Here is a 26301-nt window from a genome sequence, read left to right as displayed (position 1 = left end):
ATGACTGTTTTCGAAAGTAAAGTCGTTTTAAATAAACCTGTTTCTGATGTTTACTCTTTTTTAGAGGACCTGAACAATCATGAAGGTTTAATGCCTGAAAATATCTACAACTGGTCTAGTACTAAAGACGAAGCCAGGTTTACGATACAAAACATGGCTAAACTAGCTTTAAAGGTAGAGGCAAGAATTGGAAACCAAGAAATACTTATTGTTCCAGCAGAAGAAGCTCCTATTGCTTTGAATCTAAAGTGGACATTAACCGACAAAGGCAGTACTACAGAAGCTAAACTAACCATCTCTGCTGAATTAAATATGATGATGAAAATGTTGGCCAGCGGCCCTCTGCAAAAATTAACAGACTATCAGACAAATGCTTTAGCAAGCAAACTTGGTTAAAGTATACCACGATAAAATTAAAAATAAGCCAGCTTCAAAAGAGTTGGCTTATTTTTTTAATATCTTTTTTGTTGATTCATATTTCTTTGATGATTAAGACTAAACTGATTCCACCCCAACGTAACTCGGGACAACCTCTCCAAATTTTATAATGCCGAATACGTAATTCAAAGCAACTACAAATTTGCGGTCTTCAGTTCTACTTCTGAGCAAATTGTACAATTGAGACTGTTTTCCCTCAAACGAGATAGGAAATATCCCTTTGGAGGAAAAGTCGGTACGATATCATTTTTCCCTCGTAAGGAAAAAGTTAAGGCCATAAAAAGAAAAAGGAATATCAGTCTCAATACAGTTGGAATGCCTATATGAATGATGAAGGCCCACCTCATTACCAGCCGATGGTGGAATAATTGCCTTTTAGAAATATCTAAACGCAGAACGTTGGTAAAATTCGGAAAAAACGATCTTTACTACGAGACATTTTTACAGAAAAAAATAAGTTCACAAGACATTTTGTCTCCATTAATTTTAAAGTAACAGACTTATTTTCAGGTTTTAAAAACACTATAAGAGTTGGATGTGTTTTTGATGAGAGGAACCTGGAGGATATAATTATGAATTTCAACAACTTTACAATAAAAGCCCAGGAGGCGATACAAAAGGCTTCTGAAATAGCTACTGGTTTTCAGCAACAGGCCATTGAAAACGCTCATTTATTGAAAGCACTGCTTTCAGTTGACGAAAATGTAGTTGGCTACTTATTAAAAAAACTAAACGTAAATATTAACAGATTAAATCAGTCTTTGGATGAAACGATTGCCTCTTATCCCAAAGTGAGCGGAAGCAACGTTTACCTTTCCAGCACTGCTAACTCTACTTTGATTAAGGCCCAATCTTATCTGAAAGAGTTTAAGGATGAGTTTGTTTCCGTAGAACATATTTTACTGGCTATCTTAGCTTCCAACGATAAAGCATCTACATTTTTAAAAGATCAGGGTGTAAATGAGAAAGATCTGAAAAAAGCTATCAAGGATTTACGTGGCGACTCAAAAGTTACCGATCAAAATGCGGAGGCTACTTATAACGCCCTAAACAAGTATGCAAGGAATTTGAACGAATATGCAGAATCGGGAAAATTAGATCCGGTTATTGGGCGTGATGAGGAAATCAGACGTGTTATCCAGATTCTTTCAAGAAGAACTAAAAACAATCCGATATTAATTGGTGAACCGGGCGTTGGTAAAACAGCCATCGCAGAAGGTATTGCTCATCGTATTATAAAAGGCGACGTTCCGGAGAATCTTAAATCTAAAACGGTTTACTCACTTGACATGGGCGCGCTGGTTGCAGGTGCCAAATACAAAGGTGAATTCGAAGAACGTTTGAAAGCTGTTGTTAAAGAAGTTACTGATAGCGATGGTGAGATCATTTTGTTTATTGATGAGATACATACACTAGTTGGGGCGGGTGGTGGAGAAGGTGCTATGGATGCCGCAAATATCTTAAAACCGGCATTAGCTAGAGGCGAGCTTAGATCTATCGGTGCCACAACGTTAAACGAATATCAAAAATATCTCGAGAAAGATAAAGCACTGGAAAGAAGGTTCCAGAAAGTAATGGTCGATGAACCGGATACTCAGGATGCTATTTCCATTCTTCGTGGTTTAAAGGAACGTTACGAAACACACCACAAGGTAAGAATTAAAGACGAAGCTATTATAGCTGCAGTTGAGCTGTCTCAACGTTACATTTCCGACCGTTTTTTACCAGATAAAGCCATCGACTTGATGGACGAAGCTGCTTCTAAACTGCGCTTGGAAATGGACTCTGTCCCCGAAGCTGTGGACGAACTGGATAGGAAAATTATGCAGTTAGAAATAGAACGTGAAGCTATCAAACGTGAAAACGATGAGAAAAAGGTTAAAGATCTTTCTAAAGAAATAAGTGATTTAGCGGCAGAAAGGGATGAATACAAAGCCAAATGGCAAAGTGAAAAGGATTTGGTTGATAAAATTAACAGCAATATTGAAAACATAGAGAATCTGAAACTTGAAGCTGAACAGGCAGAAAGGGCTGGCGATTATGGTAAAGTCGCTGAGATCAGATACGGTCGCATTAAAGAAGCTCAGGACAATGTAGAAAAATTGAAAGAAGAATTGTCCAATAAAACTTCAGACAGCAGAATGCTTAAAGAAGAAGTTACTGCCGAAGATATTGCTGGTGTTGTAGGCAGATGGACTGGTATACCGGTTACTAAACTTGTTGCCAGTGAAAGAGATAAACTTTTGCACCTGGAAGAAGAATTACACAAACGTGTCGCGGGACAAGATGAAGCTATAGAGGCTATTTCAGATGCAATCAGAAGGTCCAGAGCAGGCTTGAGCGATCAGAAAAAACCAATCGGTTCGTTTATTTTTTTAGGTACAACGGGTGTGGGTAAAACAGAATTGGCAAAAGCCTTAGCTGAGTTCTTATTTAACGATGAGCAGTCCATGATTCGGATTGATATGAGTGAGTATCAGGAAAGACATGCGGTTTCAAGATTGATTGGTGCCCCTCCGGGATACGTTGGTTATGATGAAGGTGGACAGCTTACTGAAGCTGTTAGAAGAAAACCATATTCTGTCATTCTTTTAGATGAGATCGAAAAAGCGCATCCTGATGTTTTCAATATATTGTTGCAAGTTTTAGATGATGGTCGTTTAACAGATAACAAAGGTCGGGTAGTGAATTTCAAAAACACTATCATCATCATGACTTCTAACATTGGTGCGCATTTGATACAAGATAATTTCAAAAATCTTGACGAAAGCAACCATGAAGAGGTTATTGCTAAAACAAAAAACGAGCTATTCGAACTATTGAAACAAACAATCAGACCAGAATTCCTGAACAGGATTGATGAGTTGATTATGTTTACGCCTTTGAACAGAAACGAAATCAGAAATATAGTTGATCTGCAATTCCAAGGTGTTAAACATACTTTAGCTGAAATGGGAATAGATTTAGATGCTTCGGAGGAAGCGCTGGATTGGTTAGCTCAATTAGGCTACGATCCTCAGTTTGGTGCAAGACCACTGAAAAGGGTTATTCAAAAACGTATTTTAAACGAGCTTTCTAAACAAATCTTGTCTGGAAAAATTGATAAAGACAGTAAAATTAAACTGGATGTTTTCGACAATCAGTTTGTTTTTCTGAATGCAGAGAAGTAATATCTTTTAATCAGCAGGAATATATAATGTAGCAAGGCCTCTTTTAAAAGGCCTGCTTCGACAAAACACAAGTTTATAAACTGGTTTTCTGAAAATTATCATAAAGCCATTTCGAAGCTGTTTCGAAATGGCTTTTTTATTTAGGCTTTTTAATATTCCCATTATAACCATTTTTAGTCTAGTGATTAAATTACGAAATAACTTGCCTGGCAGGCAAGAGTCGGAAATAAACTAAATAGAAGAGAATAAATACGACCTTCAAACTCAAAAAATAACCAAGAATTTTCCTTCGCGTTCTTTGTATTCTCTGCAGTTACTCCTAAAACAACAACAAACACTTTCCCAAACAAAAAAGCCGTCCTGATTAAATCAAAACGGCTTCAATATCATTTGCTTTACTATTACTAGGTCTTTTTTTCAGTTTCTGGTAAAAACATCAGAATAAACAGAGAAATAACCGGAATTAGAAACGATATCCAAAACCAAAACTTCTTATCTCTTCCTAAATATTCCGCAAACTTATAAGCTAAAATTTGCGGAGAAAATACCAGAGCAATTACAAAAACAACTAATATAACTTCCGGCATATCTGTATTTATTCTTGAAGACCAGCTAAAACGTTCTTCCAGCTAACTAATTCTCCAATAATTCTATCCAAATCGGCAATAGAAATACGTTCTTGTTCCATACTGTCTCTATGACGGATAGTTACCGTATTATCTTCTAAAGACTGATGATCTACTGTAATACAGAAAGGCGTACCAATAGCATCCTGTCTTCTGTAACGTTTACCAATTGAATCTTTTTCATCGTAAGTTACATTGTAATCCAGTTTTAAACGATTCATAATCTCGCGAGCTTTTTCTGGCAAACCGTCTTTTTTAGTTAAAGGAAGTACAGCTGCTTTATAAGGAGCCAAAACCGGATGCAGATGTAAAACTGTTCTAGAATCTTTTTTATCTTCAGTACTTAAATCCTGCTCTTCGTAAGCGTTGATTAAAGTAGCCAGGAAAAATCTGTCCACACCGATAGATGTCTCTACCACATAAGGAACATAGCTTTGATTAATTTCCGGATCGAAGAATTGTAGTTTCTTTCCAGAAAACTCCTGATGCTGTTTCAAATCGAAATCTGTTCTGGAGTGGATACCTTCTACTTCTTTAAATCCGAAAGGGAATTCGAACTCAATATCAACTGCAGCATTTGCATAATGCGCTAATTTAGTATGATCATGGAAACGGTATTTAGCCGGGTTTGTACCTAAAGCCAAATGCCACTTTAAACGGGTTTCTTTCCATTTTTTATACCATTCCATTTCTGTCCCTGGTTTCACAAAGAATTGCAGTTCCATTTGTTCGAACTCGCGCATACGCATGATAAACTGGCGGGCAATTACTTCATTTCTGAATGCTTTACCAATTTGTGCAATCCCGAAAGGAATTTTCATTCTTCCGGACTTTTGAACGTTTAGAAAATTAACGAAAATACCCTGAGCGGTTTCTGGTCTTAAATAAACTTCATCAGAACCTTCGGCCATAGCGCCCATTTGTGTAGAGAACATCAGGTTAAACTGGCGAACATCCGTCCAGTTTCTGGTTCCTGAAACAGGGCATGCAATTTCATGTTCAATGATCAAATCTTTTAAACGAGCTAAATTGTCATCATTTAAAGCTTTGTCCATTTCTTCTTGCAGCTGATTCGCTTTATCTTGCTTGCCGTCCTTCTCGTAACGAGCAATTTTATCCTCTAAAAGCTGATCTGCTCTATAACGCTTTTTAGAATCTTTGTTATCGATCATCGGATCATTAAATCCATCAACATGACCACTTGCTTTCCATATTTTAGGGTGCATGAAAATTGCAGAATCAATACCTACAATATTTTCGTTCAACTGCACCATAGATTTCCACCAGTATGCCTTAATATTATTCTTTAGTTCGGCCCCTAATTGACCATAGTCATAAACAGCACTTAAACCATCATAAATTTCACTCGAAGGAAACACAAATCCATACTCTTTTGCATGTGAAATTACATTCTTAAAAATTTCGTCGTTGTTCTTAGACATAGCTACGTAAAATATAAAATCGGACGCTAAGTTAAGCTACTTTATCTTTATTTCTTAACTTAAGTTAAATTTAATCAGGCTTTTTTCTTTTTTAATGCTAATTTCTATTTTCGTTTGCTTTAGCATTTATCAATATGTCTTTATTAACCGCCATCAGTCATATAATTCCGGTAAACAGCCAACTTCGCGAAGCTATTAACCATGCTTTTAAACAAAAGGAATATCAGAAGCTGGATATACTTAAAAACTATGGTGAAGTAGCAAACACACTTTATTTTATAGAAAAAGGTTTATGCAGGATATACTACGTAAACGAGTCTGGTAAGGACATTACCTACGGCTTTTATAAAGAAGGTGATTTCATTTCTATAGCGGAAAGTTTCTTCACCCAAAGCCCTTCGGTATATTGTGTAGAAAGCCTGGAAGATTGTTTGGTAGCTGCTATCAGTTTTCGAGATTTTGTAAACTTAAACAACGAATTCCCTGCTATCGAAAAAGTTAAAAGTCATGTTCTGCAATATTTTCTGCTCATTGCAACATCCAGAATTGTTGCATTACAATTTCAAAGTGCACAACAAAGGTACGATGCACTTTTAGAACAACAACCCGAGATTTTACAACGAGCTCCTTTAGGGCATATTGCATCTTATTTAGGTATTACGCAAGAAACGCTGAGCAGAATTCGCGCAAAAAAATAATATGGTCTTTTTATCGTCCTTCAATTCCAGCTCAAATTACCAGGATTGGCCATAACCAAAACCAGAACAGGTTCATCGGTTAACTTGCATTGCTTCTTCATTTTTCTTACGGTTCTCCTTCGTCCCGTAAGCGCGGTGTAAGACAATCGTAGGAGAAACGTAAGACAACCGTAAGAGAAACGTAAGAGAAATGTAAGCCAATCGTAAGCCTTGCAAGGGAGATGGTACGGAGTAGTAAAGGAGAAACGTAGGAGAAACGAAGGCAAACCGAAGAAGAAAGACACTTTTTCTTCGAAATATCCCCTTTCACTCTGCCCCACCTAGAAAGAATATACTATTATCAAGTTAACTCAGCAGCGGACCTTAGAAAACAGTAAAAGTTTTTGGCTGTTATATCATTGGTGAAAATAGTTTCTTAAATTATTTTCTGAATTTGATTTATATCAAAAGACAATAGATTATTTCTTAGGAATTTTGGGTCAAATAAAAATCGACTGAATGAAAAAACCGATTAAACTGTTACTATTGGGCATTTGCTTCTCTAATCAATTGTCTGCACAAACAGCTCCTACTTTGCAGGAACTGGTAGACAGCGCTTTAGTCAAAGACTACAAACTGGCAAATCAGAAATTAGATATCGAATTTGCCAAAATTGATAGAAAAAAACTAAACGAGGTGTATTTGCCAAATGCGGATATCAGCGGAAAATACGCCTATTTAAGCAGCAATTCTAACGTGGTTTTTCCTGAAACCACGCTACCTGTTCTTAACATTCCTATTCCTGAAATTAGCGGCGGCTTTAATAATCGGGCAAACCTGGCTAAAGCGGACTTAAACATATCATCCGTTCTGTTTTCCGGAGGTAAAGTACCTGCCTTAAAACAAGCTTTAGACGAAAAGTCCAAGGCCCAGGAAATCCTTTTAGAGAAAAGCGAACAGGATATTATTAGTGAAATAAGCAAAGCTTATGACCAGATTGCGCTTTTGTCTCAGGTAAAATTACTTCTCAACGAAAATCAAAGACGTTTGGAGATCAATTTAAAAACTGCTACCAAAGCGTTAGGATACGGATTGATTACTAAATACGATTTTCAGAAAGTAGAAGTGGCAAAAATTCAATTAGAATCCAAGACTCAGGAATATGAAGGCAAAAGGACTCTATTAATCCAGCAGTTACATAAACTTACCCATATTTCATTAGAACGACTGGAGTTGATACAAAATGAACTTAAGCCTTTTACACAGGTTAAAAACACCAGTACTATCGAGAATAGGGCCGAATTAAAGGCTTTAAATTCTGGCATTGAAGCTTACAGATATAAGGTTAAAGCCGCTCAGACATGGTGGGTTCCTAAAGTGCAGGCTGCCGCTTCTTTAGGTTATTTGAATCTTTTTGATGTAAAAGCCACTGCAAAACATGAATTGCCTCTAGTTGGCAGGCCAGAATTAAGAGCTGATAAAATTGAACTTGCTCCCAGCCTGGTTCTTGGTGTTGGTTTTAAATGGGACATTTTTGATGGGTTGAAAGGTAAACGCGAAGTTCAGCAGGCAAAAATTGAGGTTCAAAAAGCTATTAATGAAAGAAGTGAGGCCGAAGAGTTGCTAAAATTAAATTTGGTAAAAAACACTACCGATTATGAAAATTCAAATGCAGAAATAAAGGTTAAACAAAAACAAATGGATGTTGCTAAAGGTGCTTTGGACGTTGCTGAAAAAGAATTTAAAGTCGGTCTGGTGAAAGCTAGTGATCTAATTGGCGCACAAACAGATTATCAAACCGCAGCTTTAGATTATTATCAGGCAATTTTCAATCAAAGACGTAACTCCATCGAACTTTTAAAATCAACAGGGGACTTAACCATTCAATCTTTACAATAAAAATATTCGCTATATGTATACGCTTAGACAAGTTTTTTTATTATTCGTTTCAATCGCAGTGTTTGCTTCCTGCACCCAGAAGCCGGAAAGAACCATAGAAGGAAAAATCAGAAAATCTACTATTTCTTTTGCACCAAAAGTAACCGGAAGAGTTGCCGAAATTTATGTAAAAGAGGGTGATTTGGTAAAAAAAGGAGACACCTTAGCCCGTTTGGATGTACCCGAAGTAGATGCTAAACTTTCGCAGGTAAAAGGTGCTGTTAAAGCCAGCGGAGCGCAGAGAGACATGGCGAATCACGGTGCCACTGCCAATCAGCTAAAACAATTAAGAGCCAAACAATCCGGCTTACAGGAGCAATATAACTTCGCTAAAAAGTCTTTCGACAGAGCACGGGCAATGTTTGCCGACAGCATGATGACGCCACAGGCTTTTGATGAAATTACTGCAAAATATCAGGGTGCAAAAGCTCAATTAGATGCGGTAAACGCAGAAATGAATGAAGCGCTTCACGGTGTAAGGACCGAAACAAAAACGGCAGCTCAAGGACAAGCAGATCAGGCTTTGGGAGCGTTGCAGGAAGTAGAAATTGCTGTATCTGAAAAGTATATCATAGCTACCAACGATATGGAAATTGAAACGATTTCTTTAAGTGTTGGGGAGTTGGCCGCTGCAGGTTTTCCTCTTTTCAATGGCTATCAACCACATTCAGCTTATTTTAGGATTACAATTCCGGAAAACGAAATCGGTAATTATAGAAAAGGTCAGAAGTTAAAAGTTTATGTTCCATACGCTAAAAAAAGTATGGAAGGAACTGTACAGACCATTAAACAACTTACCCGATATGCGGATATTACAGCTGCCTATCCAAATTATGAAATTGAAGAGGCTATTTATGAATTAAAAATAATTCCCGACAATATGAAAGATGCAGATAACCTGTTGGCAAATGCTACAGTAACTTTAGAAAAATAGATATGAAAAATTTTCTTTTACTATTAAAACGCGAATTCAGGCTATTTTTCAAAGATACTACCCTGTTGTCTGTATTCATCCTGGCCCCTATTATCTATGCGCTTTTGTTTGGATTCGTTTATCGGGAAGGTAAATTGAAAAACTTACCCGTTATTGTTGTGGATATGGACAATACTCCTTTAAGTAATCAGTTAATTGACATGATTAACGACAACGAAAAACTTAAAGTTGTAGAAACCAAATACAATAATATTGGTACTAATGATGCCTTGTTAGAAAAGAAAGCTGTATTGGTTGTGGTTATCCCCGATCGTTTTGAAGCGTCTATGCTGCAAAAGAAATACCCCGAAGTCAACACCTATATCAACACCACCAATCTTTTAACTGCAAACATAGCAACACAAGGTTTACAAGCCACACTTGGTACTTTTAGTGCAGGAATAAGTATAAAATCGATAGAAAAAACAGGTAAAAACAGTACTTATGCGGCATCACAATACGAGCCTTTTAAAGTAAATTATATCCGTTTGTTCAACGAAACGGCAAATTACCTAAGCTTTATGTGGCCTGGTGTTTTAGCGGTAGTTTTGCAACAGGTATTACTTTTAGGTATGGCTGTAAGCTTTTCCCGGGAATATGAGAACAATACTTTTAATTCCGAATTATTAGGCCATACACACTCTGCATTTACGGCAGTTATGGTTAAGGTGTTGCCTTTCTGGATTATCAGCATTTTCATACTGGCAATCTACTACATGTTCCATTTTATTTTTAAGGCACCAATTCCAACTCCGTTAACAAGCTATGCCATTTCAACTTCGCTGTTTATTATGGCCGTATCTTTTCTTGGCGTAACTTTTAGTGCTATTATCACTAATTCGTTAAGGGCAACACAAATTTTAATGCTGATAGCCACACCTGCATTTATTATTGGTGGATATACCTGGCCAATGGAAGCTATGCCTGGCGGGGTTAGATTTTTAGCTAATATTATCCCCCTAACACCGTTTTTGAATATTCATAAAGCTATGCTTTTTCAGCATGCTGAACTCCATCAGTTAACGGGGGATCTGAAACATCTGATACTTTTACTGATTATATATTCCATTACAGCATTTTTAGCGGTAAAAATTAGAATGATGATTGGAATAAGAAAGCAGAGCAGCAAATCAGAATAAATGAAAAAAGCTGTCTCTTGAAATTGTTTATCAAATCAAGAGACAGCTTTTTATTTTTTAAACCTGGAGAATGACGTTTATTCCCAAACGCCATTACCCTCTGTCAGGATTACAGGCTCTCCGTCTGTAACCAATATGGTATGTTCGTGTTGGGCAACAAAACCACCGTTATTTCCTACTAATGTCCAGCCATCTGATAATGTATCTGCATAAGTGGAATGAGTCGCAATAAAAGTTTCTACGGCAACGACCGAGTTTTTTCTGAATCGGGACTGATTGTATTTATCACAGAAGTTGGCAACTTCATGCGGTTCTTCGTGTAAGCTTCGGCCTACGCCATGCCCTGTTAAATTCTTAATAACTTTGAAACCACTTTTCTTTGCTTCTGTTTCAATCAATTTACCAATTTCATTGATTTTAACTCCGCCTTTTATTCTGGAAATGGCCTTTTTTAGAATATCTTTTGAAGCTTCTATTAATTTCGTATGATTGTTTACATCGTCTCCAATAATAAAAGAACATCCATTGTCGGCCCAATAACCATTAAGCTCAGCAGACACATCGATATTAATCAGATCACCGTTCTTTAACACTGTTTTTTCTGAGGGAATACCATGAGCAACTTCATTGTTGACGCTAATACACGTCCACCCTGGAAAATCATAGGTTAATTTTGGTGCAGATTTAGCTCCAAGATCACTTAAATATTTCCCTCCGAAATCGTCCAGTTCTTTAGTAGAAAGTCCGGCCTTAGCATAATCAGCCATCGCCTTTAATGTATCAGCAACCGCTTTACTTATGGCTTTTATTCCTGCTAATTCATCTTCATTTGTAATCTGCATAATATAAAAATGTTAAACCTCAATATCAAATACTCAAAATTACCATTTAGAGAACCATTTTTTATCTGCTATAAAAGTTCCAAACGGAATTAAAGAAACTATAAAACCTATTACTGCCTGTCCAAAATTGATTCTCTTTTTCAATAACAAAAGCAATAGTAAAAGCATATAGATGATAAATAATGCTCCGTGAATAGAACCAACAATAAAGTTTGCAGTTCCCATTTTCAAAGCATATTTAAAAATCATGGTTACAAAAATAGTCAGATATGACCAACCTTCCCAATAGGCAATAAATCTAAAGTTCTTTAATAATTTGTTAGTATCCATTATGTAAGTAAAAAGTGTAAAGTTCAAAGTCTAAACCTGAATGTTAGAAATTGTGCATCCTAAATTTAAAAGCTAAGCATCTGCTAAAGACACTAATGTTTTATTGTATTTCTTTGTTAATAAATTAAAACGGATAAATAATAGCAAACTGGCGACTAATAATCCTAATGTTAGCCCCAACCAAATACCGTTTACTCCAATACCCCAAACAATTCCTAATAAATAACCTACAGGCAAACCAAAAATCCAGTATGATGTAAAAGTTATCAGTGTCGGAATATTTACATCTCCCATACCTCTTAATACTCCCAGGCCAATTACCTGTGTACCATCAAACAATTGAAATAAAGCGGCAATTAACAATAATCCTGATGCGATATTGATTACCGAAATATCATCGGTAAAGAGCTTTGGCAGGAAACCATTAAAAACTACAAATGACAAAGCCGCAACACACATAAAAACGATAGCGATGTGATAACTAGCAATTGCAGATTTCCTTAAATTGAAAAAATCCCGCTTACCGAAATTATTTCCGGATTTTATTCCAGCAGCCGATGCTATACCACTTGCCATCATATAAGTCATAGCCGCCAGATTAATTGCCACCTGATGCGAAGCCTGTTCTACAGCTCCTATGGTACCTGTTAAAATAGCCGCGGCACTAAATGCACTCACTTCGAAAGTATATTGTAAAGCGGTAGGCAAACCAATCTTAAAAATTTTAGACATCCTTACTTTATCTATTAGCCTGAAGGTAAATTGTCGTAAATAATCTCTAAAATACTTCGATTTAAAAACATAAACGGCCATGACTATAGCCATGAGGCTTCTGTCGATAAGAGTACTATACCCCACGCCTATTAAGCCCATTGGTTTAACACCAAAAAGCCCTTTCACAAAAGTTATACCCAGGATAATATTCAACACGTTTCCCCAGATCGAAACCATCATAGCTTGCTTAGTAAATCCCAGTCCTTCAGCAAATTGCTTAAAAGTGAGAAAGACCATCAAAGGGATTATCGAGAAACCCAAAACATTCAGATAAGGTTTTGCTTCGACAATAACCGCCGCATCTTGCTTTAAATGGTTTATGAGGAAAACAGAGCCCAGATAAACCACACTAAAAAGCAAAATACCCGTAAGTATATTAAGATATAAGCTATTAGACAATAATTTACCGCATTCTTCCTTGTTCCCTCTGCCGTTCTCCTGCGCAATAAGTGGTGTAAGGCCATAGGAAATACCAATACCTATCACCATGATTACCATAAAAATACTGTGAACCAGTGAAGAAGCGGCCAAGGAAATTGTACCTGCAAAATGGCCGACAATAATACTATCGGCTGTTTGAACCATTGTATGTCCCAGCTGCGAGATTACAATTGGAATAGCCAAAACTAAATTATCTTTATAATGCTGCTTATACGTAGAAAAAACATTGCTCATACACACCCCTCAATTGCTATTTAATAGCTTTTTTCTTATCCAGATTTCGGACATACACTTCATTTTGAATAATTGCGCAAATCTCTCCTACCTTATTTTTTATCTCTATCTTAAAAGTCTTTACAAATTTTCCAACCGAATCTAAAGCAATTTGAGCTTCATGTATATCCTGATCTGTAATCTCAACCTTAAAAAACAGATCAGAATTGCCCGGTTTTAGGTATTGGATATGCGCACTTTTTAACCAAGCGATAGTATTATAGCCCATCTTTTTAAAAGTCTGGTCGAACAAAATAGCATAAAAAGGATCTCCCGCACTAAAAATTGTCCCTCCGAAAATGGTTCCATTATAATTTTTATTGAACAAACTCTTACTGATTTTCACCTCAACAGATTTAAAATCTTCGGCAAAACCAATTACCCAAATCCTTTGGAAAAGTAAAGGAGGATACATCCTGAGTGTCCATTTCAATATATTGGCATTCACTTTCATGTGCTGCAAAGGTCTTAAAATAAACCTGGAAATAGAATTTGAGCCGGTATTATGAAAAAAATATTACAATTAGGAATTCAACTTATTCAGATTTTTCGGATGTTTGGAACCTGAAATTTAACCTGACATATGATCACTTCAACCGATTCTAAATCAAACAAAAACATTGTTTTATTAATTATAGTAGCATCTCTCGGCTATTTCGTAGACATGTACGATCTGGTGCTTTTCTCTGTGATTAGAGTTGCCAGCCTGAAAGGAATTGGAGTTGCAGACGAGGATCTGCTTTCTGTAGGCGTCTCTCTAATCAACGCTCAAATGATTGGAATGCTTGTGGGCGGCTTGTTGTGGGGAATTTGGGGAGATAAGAAAGGAAGATTGCAGGTATTATTTGGCTCCATTCTAATGTATTCCGCAGCCAATATTGCCAACGGTTTTGTTACCGATGTATTTACCTACGGATTGATAAGGTTTATTGCAGGGGTTGGTCTGGCTGGAGAACTGGGAGCAGGAATTACTCTGGTAACAGAAAGTATGAGCAAAGAGAAACGTGGTTATGGAACCATGCTTGTTGCTTCCATTGGTTTACTTGGAGCTGTTACCGCCGGATTAATCGGTGATAAATTTGCATGGCAAACGGCCTATTTCATTGGTGGAGGAATGGGAATAATCCTTTTGATATTACGTATTGGCGTTTTCGAATCTGGTATGTTCCACAAAATACAGGATAAAAACATCCGTAAGGGCGACTTTATGATGATTTTAGGGAACTGGGGTCGACTAAAAAAATATCTGAATTGTACTTTAATAGCCTTACCTACATGGTTTGTTGTTGGTATTTTGGTTACTTTTGCTCCCGAGTTTGGAGACGCACTTGGAGCTACAGAACCTTTAAGCGCGGGAAAAGGCATTATGTTCACCTATCTTGGGATATCTATCGGCGATATGATCTCGGGCTTATTAAGCCAGTATTTTAAAACGAGGAAAAAAGTAGTGGCAGGTTTTCTGGTAGCGACTTTAATCAGTGTACTTATTTACCTTTTCTCCTCGGAAATGACAACCGAAAGATTTTATTTCATCTGTGTGCTTTTAGGTCTGTCTACAGGGTTCTGGGTTATCTTCGTAACTATTGCTGCCGAACAGTTTGGCACCAATTTAAGAGCTACCGTTACTACAACAGTTCCAAACTTTATACGGGGTTCGCTTGTTTTGGTAACATTAAGCTTCGAGTGGTTAAAAACTCCTTTAGGGATTATCAATGCAGCTTTGCTGGTAGGTGCAACATGCATTACCATTGCGTTTATATCCGTTTATAATTTAGAGGAGACTTACGGCAAAGATCTCGACTATATAGAAGAATAAATATGGGTTATTTCCAGCGTCATAAAGTACTTATAAGATACATCAGCGAACATTTAACAAGAAGTCAGTTTCTAATCTTATCCGGTATACTTGTAGGTCTTTCCGCTGGAACTGCAGCCATTATTTTAAAAACGGCTGTTCACCATATCAATCTGCTGACAACAGAGCAAAGACATTTTTTCAACTACCCATACTTCAATCTTTTTTTACCATTATTAGGTTTATTATTGACCGTGTGGGTAGTCAATACTTTTCTCAGAAAAAAAGACGGGCGCGGAATAGCACCAGTATTACAAGATATTTCTCAGCGGTCTGGGGCAGTACCTAAATACAAAATGTATTCGCAGTTAATTGCTAGTACTTTAACCATAGGCTTCGGAGGATCCGCCGGTTTGGAAAGCCCTATCGCTGTTACAGGAGCTGCAATTGGCTCTAATTATGCAAGAAATTATCGCTTATCTTACCGGGAAAGGGTATTATTATTGGCTTGTGGCGCATCGGCAGGTATCGCGGCTGTTTTTAACGCTCCTATTACCGGTCTAATGTTTTCTCTGGAAATATTATTGGTCGGTGTTGTTTTCTCCGATTTTATTCCTCTGATAATTTCTGCAGTAACCGGAGCATTACTATCTAAAATAATTTTAGACGCCGATATACTTTTCGATTTCGCCTCGCTTAGAGAATTTGATCATACCAATGTTCCTCTCTATATATTATTGGGAATTTTAGCAGGATTGGTATCTGTATACTATGTCCGTATGACTAAAAATGTGGAACATTTTTTCCATAATCACCTGGATTGGAATATCTATACAAAAGCTTTGTTTGGAGGATTAGTGCTGGCCTTACTTTGCTTCCTGTTCCCTCCTCTCTTTGGCGAAGGTTACCAAAGCATTAAATTTCTGGCGTCAAATACCCCAGAGGAAATTCTTAAAGGCACCTTTTTCAATTTCAACGGGTACAATCAATGGACTATTATCTGTTTTGCAGGATTAATCGTTTTAATGAAAGTTTTCGCTACTTCAGTTACTCTTTCCAGTGGAGGTAGCGGTGGAAATTTTGCCCCCTCACTTTTTACCGGAGCATTTCTGGGCTTTTTCTTTGCATCAGCATTTAATGAATTTGGATTGAAGAACTTACCGGTAGGCAATTTTACTTTAGTGGGAATGTGCGGCATATTAAGTGGCGTAATGTATGCTCCTTTAACTGGTATTTTCTTAATTGCCGAAATAACTGGTGGATATGAACTGATAATTCCACTTATGATTGTTTCAACTTCCTCTTATCTTATTGCCAAGTTTTTTGAACCTTACTCAATGGATATCAAAAGTCTGATAAAGGAGAAAAAGGTTTTTTCAGAAAACTATGATGATAATATCATTTCGCTGATAAAAATGCATGAAATTTTAACTAAGGAATTCGAACCTATGTCGGAAGATAGTACTCTTAAAGAAATTTCAGCTAAATTTCGCGATTCGAATTATGACATAATAGCTATATACAATACCAATCATGAATACAAAGGTTTCATTACCTTTGATCGCGTACGCAAATTATTGCTGAACAGGGATCTTCAGGAAGATATTAAAGCAAATGAGCTGATGATATCCAGCAATATCCGCTTTACTGAAGAGACGCCGGTAATAAACATAGTGGAGGTTTTTGACCAAACAGATTTCCGGCTAATTCCAGTGTTCGACGGCAATAAACTCGAAGGTTTTGCCTCTAAAAGTTTACTGCTTACCGCGTATAGAAATAAATTAAAATTAACGATTAGCTGATGCTGAAGAAAGATCAAATTGCAGAAGATTACAAAAAGATTCAGGACGAAATCACTTCTGGATTAGAAAAATTAGATGGTTTATCTCTTTTTGAAGAAGAACATTGGGAAAGACCTGGTGGTGGAGGTGGAAGAACCCGTGTTATCCAAAACGGCAACCTGATAGAAAAAGGCGGAGTTAATTTTTCTGCTGTTTACGGCAAATTACCTAATGCAATAAAGAAAGCATTCAAGACAGATAAGGACGATTTTTTTGCTACTGGAGTTTCGATTGTATTGCATCCCCATAATCCCTGGGTACCTATCATCCATATGAATATCCGTTATTTTGAAATGGATTCGGACAACGGACAATCATTAAAATGGTTTGGAGGCGGTATAGATGTAACGCCCCATTATATCATAGAGAAAGATGCGCAATTCTTCCATAACTATATTAAATCTGTCTGCGATAAATCCAGCCCGGAATTTTATCCAAAATTCAAGAAATGGGCAGATGATTATTTTTATATAAAACACAGACACGAAACCCGCGGAATCGGCGGAATCTTCTACGACAGGCTAACTCCTGAAAGTACAGGAATAAATTGGGAAGGAATTTTTGACTTCTCTAAAAATGTGGGCCGTTCCTTTATTCCGATATACACTGAATTGGTTAAAGAAACTCGTTATAAGAAATTCGGATTGGATGAAAAGCAATGGCAGTTTCAACGCAGAAGCCGATATGCAGAATTTAATCTGGTTTACGATTCTGGGACTAAATTTGGCTTAGAAACTGACGGAAGAATCGAGTCTATTTTAATGAGTATGCCTCCAATGGCCTCATGGGTTTATAACTATCAGACTAAACCAGACAGCCTGGAAGAAAATACATTAAATTTGCTAAAAAAGGATATTGAATGGGCTAAATAATGTTTAGTTTTTAACTCTAAATGATTGGTCAAGTCTACAACCGAATGGAATAATGTTTGTACGAGAATTATTTCTACAAACACTATTTATTATGGAAAACAATCATGATTCTTCAGTTGAGAACTTAAAAGGACAGGAAGCCATTGAAAAGCTGAACACCTTAGTTGAAAAAGCAAAAACCTGTTTCTTTTGTACAGGAATAAAAACCGGAATTCCAGCCAACGCTATTCCCATGACCGCTTTGGAAGTAGACGATCGCGGAAATATCTGGTTTATCAGTAAAAAAGATAGTACCAAAAATAAGGATATAGAGCAAGATCCTTTTACCCATCTTTTCTTTCAGGGATCTACCTATAGTAATTTCTTAAGCGTATATGGTATTTCAGAAATCATTATCGACCAGAACAAATTAGATAAATTATGGGATTCTAGTTTCAATACCTGGTTTGAGAGCAAAGAAGATCCCAATATTACGCTAATTAAACTTATACCCTCCGAAGCTCACTATTGGGAAAGTAAAAATGGTCATCTGATTACACTTGCCCAAATTGCATTATCCGGATTTCTTGGCGAAGCAAACGATGTGGGCAGAGAAGGTGATTTGGAAATATAAATGGGTTCTGTTTTAGTAGTTCGATATGTTGAAAAGCATATTGAACTACTCATTTACCCTTATGATTTAAACCTTAAGTGATCAGAAGACAGCAAAAGATTAACGTCTTAAGCCTCAAATCCTTCCCTGCAAATACATGAAAATCAAATTCTTTTAAAAAAAATTGCGTAGTTAAATAACTACACATATATTAGTAGTCAAATGACTACATAATGAATTTAAGACGAGACGTATTTCAGGCTATCGCTGATCCGACAAGAAGAGCTATTCTTCTTTTAGTAGCAACCCAATCAATGACTGCAGGAGCTATTGCTTCTAACTTTGATACTGCTAGACCTACAGTTTCCAAACATCTCCAGATTTTAAGTGAGTGCGAACTTTTAAAACCAGAGCAAAATGGCAGAGAAATTCTTTATCACCTTAATCCAATAAAAATGAAAGAAATAGCTGATTTTATCGAACCATTCCGCAAAATGTGGGACGATCGTTTCAATAAATTAGAATCAATAATGAAAAACCATAAACACTAGAAAACAATGGAACTAAAAACAAAAATTAAAGCCGAAGACAATAAACAAGAGTTATTTATCACAAGAGAATTCGACCTGCCTATAGAACTACTATTTAAAGCCTATGAAGATGCCGATATTGTAGAACAATGGATGGGCACAAAAGTAGTGAAGCTGGAAAACCACGAACATGGAAGCTGGAAGTTTGAAACTTATCACGACGGACAAGTAGTATTTTCAGCAAATGGTGTAATCCTGGAATTTGTACCAAATGAAAAAATAACCAGAACTTTTAAAATGGAAAATAGTCCGTTCCCGGTTCAATTAGAATTTTTGACCTTTGAAACCATCGCTAATGACAAAAGCAAATTAACCATCCAACAAATATTCAAATCAGTAGAATATCGCAATCAACTTTTAGAAATGCCTTTTGCTAAAGGTTTAAGCATGGCACATGACAGACTTCAAAATATTGTTAACCAACTGAAATAAAACAGAAATGAATAAAAGAAACAAAATTATCTATTGGATAGTTACGATATTCCTATCAACCGGTATGTTAGCAGGCGGCATACAACAAACTTTTCAAATTGGAGGCTATAATGAGATTGCAACCCGACTGGGCTATCCGTTATATCTGCTAACTATTTTAGGTATCTGGAAAATATTGGGTATTATAATTATACTTATCCCAAAATTCCCATTGATAAAAGAGTGGGCTTATGCGGGATTCTTCTTTGCAATGTCCGGCGCAGCAATTTCACATTTAGCAGTTGGGCAGCCTTTTACAGAAGCAGTTCCTTCATTGATTTTATTAATTACAACTATGCTATCATGGTACTTTAGGCCAGCAGACAGGAAATTATCACTTCTAAATAAATAATCATGAACATACAAGCAGAACACTTTTTTGAAAAGGCAAAAAAATGGAATGAAGAATTTCGCCTATTGCGGGAAATCATCGGCCAGAATAAATCCCTCGAAGAAGATTTTAAATGGATGCATCCCTGCTATACTTTCGAAGGAAAAAACGTTGTGCTAATCCATGGGTTTAAATATTATTGTGCCCTGCTATTCCACAAAGGTGCTTTACTGAAAGACACCAAAAACATTTTAATACAGCAAACAGAGAATGTACAGTCTGCCAGACAAATAAGATTCACCAATATTACGGAGATCATAAAACTGAGTCCCTTTATCAGAGAATATATCACAGAAGCAGTTGAAATAGAAAGAGCGGGTAAGAAAATAGAAATGAAAAAAGTATCAGACTATCCTATTCCTCCCGAATTCCAAAAGGCTCTTGATGAAGATGAAGTACTGAACAAAGCCTTTTATTCCTTAACTCCCGGACGCCAGAAAGGATATCTGTTTTATTTCAATCAGGCTAAACAATCCAAAACACGGGAAATCAGGATAGAAAAATACCATCAGCACATTTTGGATGGAAAGGGAATTGATGATTAAGGAGAGCTTCTTACCAAATTATTCATTTTTAGAATAATATTATCCAGAGCTAAAGAACCATTACCAAATATTGTTTTTTATTTTTGAACATGAGTAAAGTAAAAGAAAACTCGACAAGAGGTTGGCTAAATGGTTCTATCGGTGTAGTATTATTCAGTGGTTCTTTACCCGCTACCAGAGTAGCGGTATTAGAATTCAATCCGGTATTTTTAACCGTTGTCAGAGCCTCAATTGCAGGAATACTTGCTCTTATCGCCTTATTAATTTTTAGAGAGAAACGCCCGGCCCGAAAGCATATTCTACCCCTGCTTATTGTTGCTCTTGGTGTGGTAGTAGGCTTTCCCTTACTAACAGCATTGGCGTTGCAATATATAACCTCTGCCCATTCCATTGTCTTCTTAGGCATACTACCTATGGCTACAGCTATATTTGGTATTATCCGAGGAGGTGAGCGCCCGCGGCCCACATTCTGGATTTTCTCTGTTATTGGCAGTCTTTTAGTTGTGGGTTATTCGGCAGCACAAGGGCTTACGTCTTCTCCAATAGGTGATATCCTGATGATTGCGGCGATAATACTTTGCGGACTGGGTTATGCCGAAGGAGCAAAACTTACAAAAACATTGGGTGGCTGGCAGGTCATCTCCTGGGCATTGGTATTATCATTTCCTATAATGCTACCTCTCATGTTTATTTTTTCACCTGCATCATTCACAGGTATTAGCACAGGAGCCTGGATCAGCTTATCATATATTTCGTTGTTCAGCATGTTTATCGGTTTCATTTTTTGGTATCGGGGCTTAGCCCAGGGAGGAACCGCAACAGTAGGACAACTGCAGTTATTGCAACCTCTTTTAGGTTTGGCTTTAGCGGCACTGCTACTTCATGAAAAAGTAAGTATAGGTATGCTAGCTGTTACACTTGGAGTAATTCTTTGTGTGGCAGGTACAAAGAGATTTGCTAAATAGATGTGGAAAAAGCCGTACCTAGATTAAGTTTCTTGTTTGTGGCAGCGATTTTGTTAGAATTTTTTCAAATGATTATTTAACTACCCGGAAATCTTTGAAATTCGCTTAAAAACAACAAAATGTCTAAAAAGAAAATATCAGTATTGGTAGGTAGTCTCAGAGCAGGCTCATTCAATAAAAAAATCGCCAAAGAGGTTATCAAAATCGCTCCATCTAATTTAGAATTGGAGATTTTAGAAATTGGTCAATTAACACATTACAATGAGGATCTTGATCAGGGCAATCCGCCTCAAGAGTGGGTACAATTCAGAAATAAAATTAAAAATTCAGATGGCTTTCTATTTTTCACACCCGAATATAATCGAAGCGTCCCGGGGGTGTTGAAGAATGCTTTAGACGTAGCTTCACGACCTTATGGACAAAACTGTTGGGCAGGAAAGCCGGGTGCAGTAGTAAGCGTTTCTCCCGGTGCCTTGGGTGCATTTGGCGCCAATCATCATTTGCGCCAGTCTATGGTCTTTTTAAATGTCCCAATGATGCCACAACCCGAAGCCTATATCGGCAATGCGCGCAACTTATTCGATGAAGCCGGAAATTTGGCAGCAAATACAAAAGACTTTCTCCAGAATTTCATCAACGCTTATGAAAACTGGCTGGATAAATTTCAGACTATTTAATTTATTGGACTTATTTAATTTAATACATCTTTGTCAAATTTCAATTCCGTCTGATCCCAATGATAAATGTAATAGTAGCCTATTAGGTAAAACCAGAATTTGTGACTGAAAACAAATCAAATATTCAGAAATTCCTCAAAGACTTTGAAGCACTGGAACTCAAAATTTGATTACAGTTTTTTTTTTAGACAAAGATGGAATAACCTTCGTACATATATCAAACTATGAAAATGAGAATATACAAAATCAGGCTTTAAATAACGCTTCATTCTTAGAATTTCAAAAAAGCAGAGACGAAAGTGGACTGAACAATTCGCATAAAGTTCAATTACTTGAATATATAGACTTAACTACCAATATGGTATAATGCAGAATTCGACAATATTAAAATCAGCCATCTATTCCAATTCTGTATTTCTTGCCTTTTATCTTTTCATTTTTAACTTTAGATAAAGCTTCCCTCGCTTTATCTCTCTTGACAGCTACATAAGACATTTTATCTTGCAAAGTAATCATCCCCAGATCATCCCTTTCCAGAAATGCCTTTTTATAGAAAAGCCCTGCAATATCCATTTTTGAAATCTTGTCTTTTTTACCCGCAGCGATATAAAAAGTGATCCAATTTGTTGCAGAAGGCAGCGGTAACTCCTTTTCTTCAAAATCTGTTTCAGTATAATCTGTAATATATTCAGGCTTATATTCTTCTTCCGATAACAATAAATGTACAAGTCCCTCTGCTTTCATCCTTCCTGTCCTTCCATTCCGATGGATAAAAGATTCCTCATTTAACGGAAGTTGATAGTGAATAACATGTTGCACATCAGGAATATCTAATCCCCTGGAAGCCAAATCAGTATTTACAATAACAGAAGAAGTTCCATTTCTAAACTTCATTAAAGCCTTTTCACGCTCTTGCTGATCTAAGCCACCGTGATAAACTACGGCCGAAATTCCCTTATCGGTCAGCATATCATAAACGCGCTCCGTAGCTTCCCTAAAGTTGCAAAACACCAAAGTAGATTCGTTGGGATATTTACAAAGCAATTGCAGCAGTGCCCTCAATTTATCTTTAGACTTACATTGGATAATCTCGGTTGTAAAACTTGGTTTATGCTCTTCATTTTTCAAAAAACTTAGCGTAAAGAACTCCCGTGAGGCAATAAATGCAGGTAATTCTTCAAATTGAGTTGCTGATGTCAAAATCATCCCGTCTACCTTGAACAGTTCATCCACTATGAAAGTAATCTCCTCTTCAAACCCCAATTCCAAAGATTTATCAAACTCATCTAAAGCCAGATTCCTTACGCTGGAAACATCAAAATTCCCTTCCCTGATATGGAATGCTAATCTTCCCGGAGTGGCAATAATTAACGTTGGCGCATCATTCAAAAGGCTGCTGGCTTCTATTTTTGCAGAATGCCCACCGTAACAACAGGTTACCTTTAAGCCTGTTTGTAATGCTTTAAAAACCTGTTCAATCTGCAAGGCCAACTCTCTGGACGGAACAACGACAATAGCCTGTACTCCCTTCCTATCCACATCCAATCGTAAGAAAAGTGGTAATAAAAAAGCCAATGTCTTGCCAGAACCTGTTGGGGACAATAACAATAAATTTTTGTTTTTCTCTAAAGCAGTTATTGCTTCCAACTGCATTTCATTCAATTGCGTAATCCCAATGTTCTGTAAAAATGGACTTAACTTTTCTATCATGCTGCAAATATCAAGAAATATAATAGGATATACAGCATCATGCTGATTATCTTTGCGACATGAGAAAGCTGAAGCTGGATGAATTGAATCGTCCTTCCGTAGAAGAATTTAAGAATCAGGATAAATTGCCAATTGTCGTTGTTTTAGATAATGTAAGAAGCTTGCACAATGTGGGTTCTGCTTTTAGAACAGCTGATGGTTTTGCTGTAGATGCGCTGTACCTATGTGGAATTACCGCACAACCTCCACATCGGGAAATTGAGAAAACTGCTCTCGGAGCAACACAGTCTATAGATTGGCAATATTTCGCTAATGTAGCTGATGCAGTCGCTGATTTAAAAGAAAATGGCTATCAAATTATCGCCATAGAACAAGCGGAAAACAGCATAAGTCTGCTAGATTTTGAACCAAAAAAAGACCAAAAATTTGCTTTATTCTTCGGAAATGAAGTAAATGGCGTGAGTGAAGAAGTGATGAAACAGATTGACACCTGCATAGAAATCCCCCAGTTTGGAACCAAACATTCTTTCAATATCGTGATTAGTACAGGCATTGTACTGTGGGATTTTTTCTCGAAACTAAATAAATAAAAACATGGACCAATCATTAATAAAAAAACTAAAAATCAAATCAGGTCAAAAAGTATTTATCCAAAATGCTCCTCTTAAATTTTTAGATTTCATTAATGAGGTTGAAAAGAATTTCGATATTGTCAGTTCTGAAAAAAACCAGGATGTTATTATACTGTTTGCAAAAAATAGCGATGAGTTATATAGTGCGATAGACAAACTTCAATCCGACCTGTCTGCAACAACATTGTTCTGGATTTGCTACCCAAAAAAAACTTCTGGTATTCCCACTGATCTGGAAATGATGTCCTCCTGGAAGGATTTGGAGAAATATGGGTTGAGACCAGTTGCGTCTATTGCCGTCGATAAAAACTGGACGGCGTTACAGATAAAACCTATTGCAGCTGTTAAAGTATCTGGATCTAGCAATGAATCGATTGCGAAAAATGAGCTTGGTGAATTTATAGACGTTAAAAATAGAATTATAAAACTTCCTGATTATTTGGAAGCTTTATTGCAGCCAATACCAGAAGCAAAGAACTTTTTTGACAGCCTTAGCTATACGAACAAAAAAGAATATCTTATTTGGCTACTAACCGCAAAACAACAAAAAACAAAGGATGAAAGACAGAAAGCTTTTGTAGAAAAGCTGCTTAATAAAAAGAAAAATCCGTCAGAGAAATAAAAAAGGGTTTACCTTTTTTATTGGTAAACCCGGGTTTATTTATGTTTAGGTTGTTCAAAAAACGTCTGCAAAGACATCCACACCGTCCTTACTCTCCAGTTTAGAATACCCCATTAGATACTTATCAATTTCTCTGGCAGCTTCTCTACCTTCGGAAATCGCCCAAACTACTAAAGACTGTCCTCTTCTCATATCTCCCGCTGCGAATACTTTGTCTACACTGGTTTTATAATCCTTTTCTGTAGCCGACACATTCTTTCTGCTGTCCAATTCTACATCAAGTTGTTCTAACATACCTTCGTAAATCGGATTTGCAAAACCTAAGGCTAACAATACCAATTGTGCCGGCAAAATTCTCTCAGAACCTTCTACTACTTTAGACTTAATCGGTTTACCGCTTGGCTCCAAATCCCACTCCAAATCAATCACTTTCACTCCAGTTACCTGCCCCAAGTCATCCCCTACAAACTCTTTGGCTACTATTGTAAACCGGCGCTCGACACCTTCTTCCTGAGAAGATGAAAGTTTGGACAGTTTCGGAACTTCTGGCCATGGCTGATAAACCGGCCTTTCCAGCGGAGCCATAACATTTCTATCGAATTGTACTATAGATTTTGCAGTCTGACGATTAGCTGTACCAATACAGTCTGAACCTGTATCTCCGGCTCCTATAACAATGACATCTTTTCCAGTTGCGAGAATTTCTTCATCATCAAAACCTATCCCACTGATCTTTTTATTAGACTGCCTCAGGAAATCCATAGCGTGATGAATACCTTTCAAGTCTCTTCCCGGAATTGGCATTTCACGAGGTGCCATCGAGCCACCTGCCAAAAGAACCGCGTCATACTCTTTCACTAATTCTTTTGCTTCGATATCCTTTCCAATTTCTGTATTGCAAACGAACGCGACACCACTTTCTTCCATTAAGGAAATGCGACGTTCCACAATTTTCTTGTCCAATTTGAAATCAGGGATTCCATATCTTAATAAACCACCTGGATGATCGTCACGTTCGTAAACTGTAACGTCATGTCCGGCTTTATTTAATTGTGCAGCCGCAGCCAAACCAGCAGGACCCGAGCCTATAATAGCTACTCTTTTTCCTGTTTTTATAAAAGATTTATTTGGCTTTACAAAACCTTTAGAAAAAGCTATTTCTATAATATGCTTTTCTATTTCCTCTATAGCTACTGCCGGTCTATTGATTCCCAACACACAAGCAGATTCGCAGGGCGCAGGACATATCCTACCGGTAAACTCAGGAAAATTATTCGTAGAGCTTAAAATTCTGTATGCCTCCTCCCACTCACCATTATACACGGCATCGTTAAATTCTGGAATCACATTCCCTAATGGACAACCAGAATGACAAAATGGGATACCACAATTCATGCATCTTGCGGATTGAGCATTTAATTGCTCTTCGCTGTAAGAGCCGATAAACTCATCGTAATGCTTTATCCGTTCCTTTACTTCTATTTTTTTAGGGAGTTCCCTCCCGAATTCTTTAAATCCTGTTGGCTTTCCCATAA

General features: G+C 37.0%; 27 protein-coding genes. 19 read left to right on the top strand and 8 right to left on the bottom strand.

Features of this window, described 5'->3' with window-relative positions; translation table 11 throughout:
- Entirely contained in the window at positions 1-396 is a 396-nt protein-coding gene (locus PEDSA_RS01075; protein WP_013631302.1) for a hypothetical protein, read from the top strand.
- A gap of 614 nt (positions 397-1010) precedes the next feature.
- Entirely contained in the window at positions 1011-3608 is a 2598-nt protein-coding gene (clpB, locus tag PEDSA_RS01070) for an ATP-dependent chaperone ClpB (RefSeq protein ID WP_013631301.1), read from the top strand.
- Positions 3609-4012: 404 nt separating this feature from the next.
- On the opposite strand, the gene PEDSA_RS01065 is transcribed toward clpB, so the two are convergent.
- On the bottom strand, positions 4013-4195 hold the full coding sequence (locus PEDSA_RS01065) for a hypothetical protein (RefSeq protein ID WP_013631300.1): 183 nt from the start codon (positions 4193-4195) through the stop codon (positions 4013-4015).
- An 8-nt stretch (positions 4196-4203) separates the two neighbouring features.
- Complete coding sequence (locus tag PEDSA_RS01060; protein WP_013631299.1) at positions 4204-5676, bottom strand: glycine--tRNA ligase; 1473 nt, start codon at positions 5674-5676, stop codon at positions 4204-4206.
- A gap of 134 nt (positions 5677-5810) precedes the next feature.
- Between PEDSA_RS01060 and PEDSA_RS01055 the strand changes: the two genes are divergently transcribed.
- The 4 genes from PEDSA_RS01055 to PEDSA_RS01040 all read left to right on the top strand — a co-directional run bounded on the left by PEDSA_RS01055 (position 5811) and on the right by PEDSA_RS01040 (position 10403).
- Positions 5811-6374 carry a Crp/Fnr family transcriptional regulator gene (locus PEDSA_RS01055; RefSeq protein WP_013631298.1) on the top strand — a complete coding sequence of 188 codons (564 nt, stop codon included), beginning with the start codon at positions 5811-5813 and terminating at the stop codon, positions 6372-6374.
- 498 nt (positions 6375-6872) lie between these two features.
- Entirely contained in the window at positions 6873-8252 is a 1380-nt protein-coding gene (locus tag PEDSA_RS01050; RefSeq protein WP_013631297.1) for a TolC family protein, read from the top strand.
- Between the two features lie 13 nt (positions 8253-8265).
- Complete coding sequence (locus PEDSA_RS01045; protein WP_013631296.1) at positions 8266-9225, top strand: HlyD family secretion protein; 960 nt, start codon at positions 8266-8268, stop codon at positions 9223-9225.
- Between the two features lie 2 nt (positions 9226-9227).
- A complete protein-coding gene (locus tag PEDSA_RS01040) occupies positions 9228-10403 on the top strand; it encodes an ABC transporter permease (RefSeq protein ID WP_013631295.1) in 1176 nt (391 codons plus the stop codon).
- Between the two features lie 77 nt (positions 10404-10480).
- On the opposite strand, the gene map is transcribed toward PEDSA_RS01040, so the two are convergent.
- From map to PEDSA_RS01020, 4 genes are all read right to left on the bottom strand, one after another.
- Positions 10481-11245, bottom strand: coding sequence for a type I methionyl aminopeptidase (gene map / locus PEDSA_RS01035; protein WP_013631294.1), 765 nt, complete (start codon positions 11243-11245; stop codon positions 10481-10483).
- Between the two features lie 39 nt (positions 11246-11284).
- Positions 11285-11575 carry a DUF3817 domain-containing protein gene (locus PEDSA_RS01030; RefSeq protein WP_013631293.1) on the bottom strand — a complete coding sequence of 97 codons (291 nt, stop codon included), beginning with the start codon at positions 11573-11575 and terminating at the stop codon, positions 11285-11287.
- 72 nt (positions 11576-11647) lie between these two features.
- A complete protein-coding gene (locus PEDSA_RS01025) occupies positions 11648-13024 on the bottom strand; it encodes an MATE family efflux transporter (RefSeq protein WP_013631292.1) in 1377 nt (458 codons plus the stop codon).
- 16 nt (positions 13025-13040) lie between these two features.
- On the bottom strand, positions 13041-13517 hold the full coding sequence (locus tag PEDSA_RS01020; RefSeq protein ID WP_013631291.1) for a DUF4442 domain-containing protein: 477 nt from the start codon (positions 13515-13517) through the stop codon (positions 13041-13043).
- Between the two features lie 129 nt (positions 13518-13646).
- Between PEDSA_RS01020 and PEDSA_RS01015 the strand changes: the two genes are divergently transcribed.
- The 11 genes from PEDSA_RS01015 to PEDSA_RS00965 all read left to right on the top strand — a co-directional run bounded on the left by PEDSA_RS01015 (position 13647) and on the right by PEDSA_RS00965 (position 22169).
- Positions 13647-14879, top strand: coding sequence for an MFS transporter (locus tag PEDSA_RS01015; protein WP_013631290.1), 1233 nt, complete (start codon positions 13647-13649; stop codon positions 14877-14879).
- A gap of 2 nt (positions 14880-14881) precedes the next feature.
- Positions 14882-16660 (top strand): chloride channel protein, encoded by a 1779-nt coding sequence (locus tag PEDSA_RS01010; protein ID WP_013631289.1) that lies wholly within the window; start codon positions 14882-14884, stop codon positions 16658-16660.
- Complete coding sequence (hemF, locus tag PEDSA_RS01005) at positions 16660-17571, top strand: oxygen-dependent coproporphyrinogen oxidase (protein WP_013631288.1); 912 nt, start codon at positions 16660-16662, stop codon at positions 17569-17571. The genes PEDSA_RS01010 and hemF overlap by 1 nt, the downstream gene beginning before the upstream one ends.
- A 91-nt stretch (positions 17572-17662) precedes the next feature.
- Positions 17663-18184: a pyridoxamine 5'-phosphate oxidase family protein gene (locus PEDSA_RS01000; RefSeq protein WP_013631287.1), complete on the top strand. Its 522-nt coding sequence runs from the start codon at positions 17663-17665 to the stop codon at positions 18182-18184.
- A 212-nt stretch (positions 18185-18396) separates the two neighbouring features.
- Positions 18397-18714, top strand: coding sequence for an ArsR/SmtB family transcription factor (locus PEDSA_RS00995; RefSeq protein WP_013631286.1), 318 nt, complete (start codon positions 18397-18399; stop codon positions 18712-18714).
- 6 nt (positions 18715-18720) lie between these two features.
- On the top strand, positions 18721-19185 hold the full coding sequence (locus tag PEDSA_RS00990; protein WP_013631285.1) for an SRPBCC family protein: 465 nt from the start codon (positions 18721-18723) through the stop codon (positions 19183-19185).
- Positions 19186-19192: 7 nt separating this feature from the next.
- The gene (locus PEDSA_RS00985; RefSeq protein ID WP_013631284.1) at positions 19193-19576 is read left to right on the top strand and encodes a DoxX family protein; all 384 of its coding nucleotides are present in this window, start codon (positions 19193-19195) and stop codon (positions 19574-19576) included.
- Between the two features lie 2 nt (positions 19577-19578).
- Entirely contained in the window at positions 19579-20160 is a 582-nt protein-coding gene (locus PEDSA_RS00980) for a YdeI/OmpD-associated family protein (RefSeq protein WP_013631283.1), read from the top strand.
- Positions 20161-20249: 89 nt separating this feature from the next.
- Positions 20250-21125, top strand: a complete 876-nt coding sequence (locus tag PEDSA_RS00975) for a DMT family transporter (RefSeq protein ID WP_013631282.1) — start codon at positions 20250-20252, stop codon at positions 21123-21125.
- A gap of 119 nt (positions 21126-21244) precedes the next feature.
- Positions 21245-21802 (top strand): NADPH-dependent FMN reductase, encoded by a 558-nt coding sequence (locus tag PEDSA_RS00970; RefSeq protein WP_013631281.1) that lies wholly within the window; start codon positions 21245-21247, stop codon positions 21800-21802.
- A 166-nt stretch (positions 21803-21968) separates the two neighbouring features.
- A complete protein-coding gene (locus tag PEDSA_RS00965) occupies positions 21969-22169 on the top strand; it encodes a hypothetical protein (protein WP_218916227.1) in 201 nt (66 codons plus the stop codon).
- A gap of 23 nt (positions 22170-22192) precedes the next feature.
- Here the strand turns inward: PEDSA_RS00965 and PEDSA_RS00960 are convergent, their stop codons facing one another.
- Positions 22193-23512, bottom strand: a complete 1320-nt coding sequence (locus PEDSA_RS00960) for a DEAD/DEAH box helicase (RefSeq protein ID WP_013631280.1) — start codon at positions 23510-23512, stop codon at positions 22193-22195.
- Between the two features lie 59 nt (positions 23513-23571).
- Here PEDSA_RS00960 and PEDSA_RS00955 point away from each other — a divergent pair, with 59 nt between their 5' ends.
- The gene (locus PEDSA_RS00955; protein ID WP_013631279.1) at positions 23572-24102 is read left to right on the top strand and encodes an RNA methyltransferase; all 531 of its coding nucleotides are present in this window, start codon (positions 23572-23574) and stop codon (positions 24100-24102) included.
- A gap of 4 nt (positions 24103-24106) precedes the next feature.
- Positions 24107-24766 (top strand): YdeI/OmpD-associated family protein, encoded by a 660-nt coding sequence (locus tag PEDSA_RS00950; RefSeq protein ID WP_013631278.1) that lies wholly within the window; start codon positions 24107-24109, stop codon positions 24764-24766.
- A gap of 54 nt (positions 24767-24820) precedes the next feature.
- Here PEDSA_RS00950 and PEDSA_RS00945 read toward each other — a convergent pair whose 3' ends face one another.
- Positions 24821-26299: a glutamate synthase subunit beta gene (locus tag PEDSA_RS00945; RefSeq protein ID WP_013631277.1), complete on the bottom strand. Its 1479-nt coding sequence runs from the start codon at positions 26297-26299 to the stop codon at positions 24821-24823.
- Positions 26300-26301: the final 2 nt, after the last annotated feature.

The organism is Pseudopedobacter saltans DSM 12145 (genome assembly GCF_000190735.1).
Lineage (GTDB): Bacteria > Bacteroidota > Bacteroidia > Sphingobacteriales > Sphingobacteriaceae > Pseudopedobacter > Pseudopedobacter saltans.
Note: the sequence above shows the minus strand (reverse complement) of the source record. Positions and strands in the feature narration are given on the sequence as shown.

What these genes read in the sequence shown, in the direction of transcription:
- PEDSA_RS01075 (WP_013631302.1), top strand. Translation starts at nt 1, where the DNA reads ATGACTGTTTTCGAAAGTAAAGTCGTTTTAAATAAACCTGTTTCTGAT.
- clpB (WP_013631301.1), top strand. Translation starts at nt 1,011, where the DNA reads ATGAATTTCAACAACTTTACAATAAAAGCCCAGGAGGCGATACAAAAG.
- PEDSA_RS01065 (WP_013631300.1), bottom strand. Translation starts at nt 4,195, where the DNA reads ATGCCGGAAGTTATATTAGTTGTTTTTGTAATTGCTCTGGTATTTTCT.
- PEDSA_RS01060 (WP_013631299.1), bottom strand. Translation starts at nt 5,676, where the DNA reads ATGTCTAAGAACAACGACGAAATTTTTAAGAATGTAATTTCACATGCA.
- PEDSA_RS01055 (WP_013631298.1), top strand. Translation starts at nt 5,811, where the DNA reads ATGTCTTTATTAACCGCCATCAGTCATATAATTCCGGTAAACAGCCAA.
- PEDSA_RS01050 (WP_013631297.1), top strand. Translation starts at nt 6,873, where the DNA reads ATGAAAAAACCGATTAAACTGTTACTATTGGGCATTTGCTTCTCTAAT.
- PEDSA_RS01045 (WP_013631296.1), top strand. Translation starts at nt 8,266, where the DNA reads ATGTATACGCTTAGACAAGTTTTTTTATTATTCGTTTCAATCGCAGTG.
- PEDSA_RS01040 (WP_013631295.1), top strand. Translation starts at nt 9,228, where the DNA reads ATGAAAAATTTTCTTTTACTATTAAAACGCGAATTCAGGCTATTTTTC.
- map (WP_013631294.1), bottom strand. Translation starts at nt 11,245, where the DNA reads ATGCAGATTACAAATGAAGATGAATTAGCAGGAATAAAAGCCATAAGT.
- PEDSA_RS01030 (WP_013631293.1), bottom strand. Translation starts at nt 11,575, where the DNA reads ATGGATACTAACAAATTATTAAAGAACTTTAGATTTATTGCCTATTGG.
- PEDSA_RS01025 (WP_013631292.1), bottom strand. Translation starts at nt 13,024, where the DNA reads ATGAGCAATGTTTTTTCTACGTATAAGCAGCATTATAAAGATAATTTA.
- PEDSA_RS01020 (WP_013631291.1), bottom strand. Translation starts at nt 13,517, where the DNA reads ATGAAAGTGAATGCCAATATATTGAAATGGACACTCAGGATGTATCCT.
- PEDSA_RS01015 (WP_013631290.1), top strand. Translation starts at nt 13,647, where the DNA reads ATGATCACTTCAACCGATTCTAAATCAAACAAAAACATTGTTTTATTA.
- PEDSA_RS01010 (WP_013631289.1), top strand. Translation starts at nt 14,882, where the DNA reads ATGGGTTATTTCCAGCGTCATAAAGTACTTATAAGATACATCAGCGAA.
- hemF (WP_013631288.1), top strand. Translation starts at nt 16,660, where the DNA reads ATGCTGAAGAAAGATCAAATTGCAGAAGATTACAAAAAGATTCAGGAC.
- PEDSA_RS01000 (WP_013631287.1), top strand. Translation starts at nt 17,663, where the DNA reads ATGGAAAACAATCATGATTCTTCAGTTGAGAACTTAAAAGGACAGGAA.
- PEDSA_RS00995 (WP_013631286.1), top strand. Translation starts at nt 18,397, where the DNA reads ATGAATTTAAGACGAGACGTATTTCAGGCTATCGCTGATCCGACAAGA.
- PEDSA_RS00990 (WP_013631285.1), top strand. Translation starts at nt 18,721, where the DNA reads ATGGAACTAAAAACAAAAATTAAAGCCGAAGACAATAAACAAGAGTTA.
- PEDSA_RS00985 (WP_013631284.1), top strand. Translation starts at nt 19,193, where the DNA reads ATGAATAAAAGAAACAAAATTATCTATTGGATAGTTACGATATTCCTA.
- PEDSA_RS00980 (WP_013631283.1), top strand. Translation starts at nt 19,579, where the DNA reads ATGAACATACAAGCAGAACACTTTTTTGAAAAGGCAAAAAAATGGAAT.
- PEDSA_RS00975 (WP_013631282.1), top strand. Translation starts at nt 20,250, where the DNA reads ATGAGTAAAGTAAAAGAAAACTCGACAAGAGGTTGGCTAAATGGTTCT.
- PEDSA_RS00970 (WP_013631281.1), top strand. Translation starts at nt 21,245, where the DNA reads ATGTCTAAAAAGAAAATATCAGTATTGGTAGGTAGTCTCAGAGCAGGC.
- PEDSA_RS00960 (WP_013631280.1), bottom strand. Translation starts at nt 23,512, where the DNA reads ATGATAGAAAAGTTAAGTCCATTTTTACAGAACATTGGGATTACGCAA.
- PEDSA_RS00955 (WP_013631279.1), top strand. Translation starts at nt 23,572, where the DNA reads ATGAGAAAGCTGAAGCTGGATGAATTGAATCGTCCTTCCGTAGAAGAA.
- PEDSA_RS00950 (WP_013631278.1), top strand. Translation starts at nt 24,107, where the DNA reads ATGGACCAATCATTAATAAAAAAACTAAAAATCAAATCAGGTCAAAAA.
- PEDSA_RS00945 (WP_013631277.1), bottom strand. Translation starts at nt 26,299, where the DNA reads ATGGGAAAGCCAACAGGATTTAAAGAATTCGGGAGGGAACTCCCTAAA.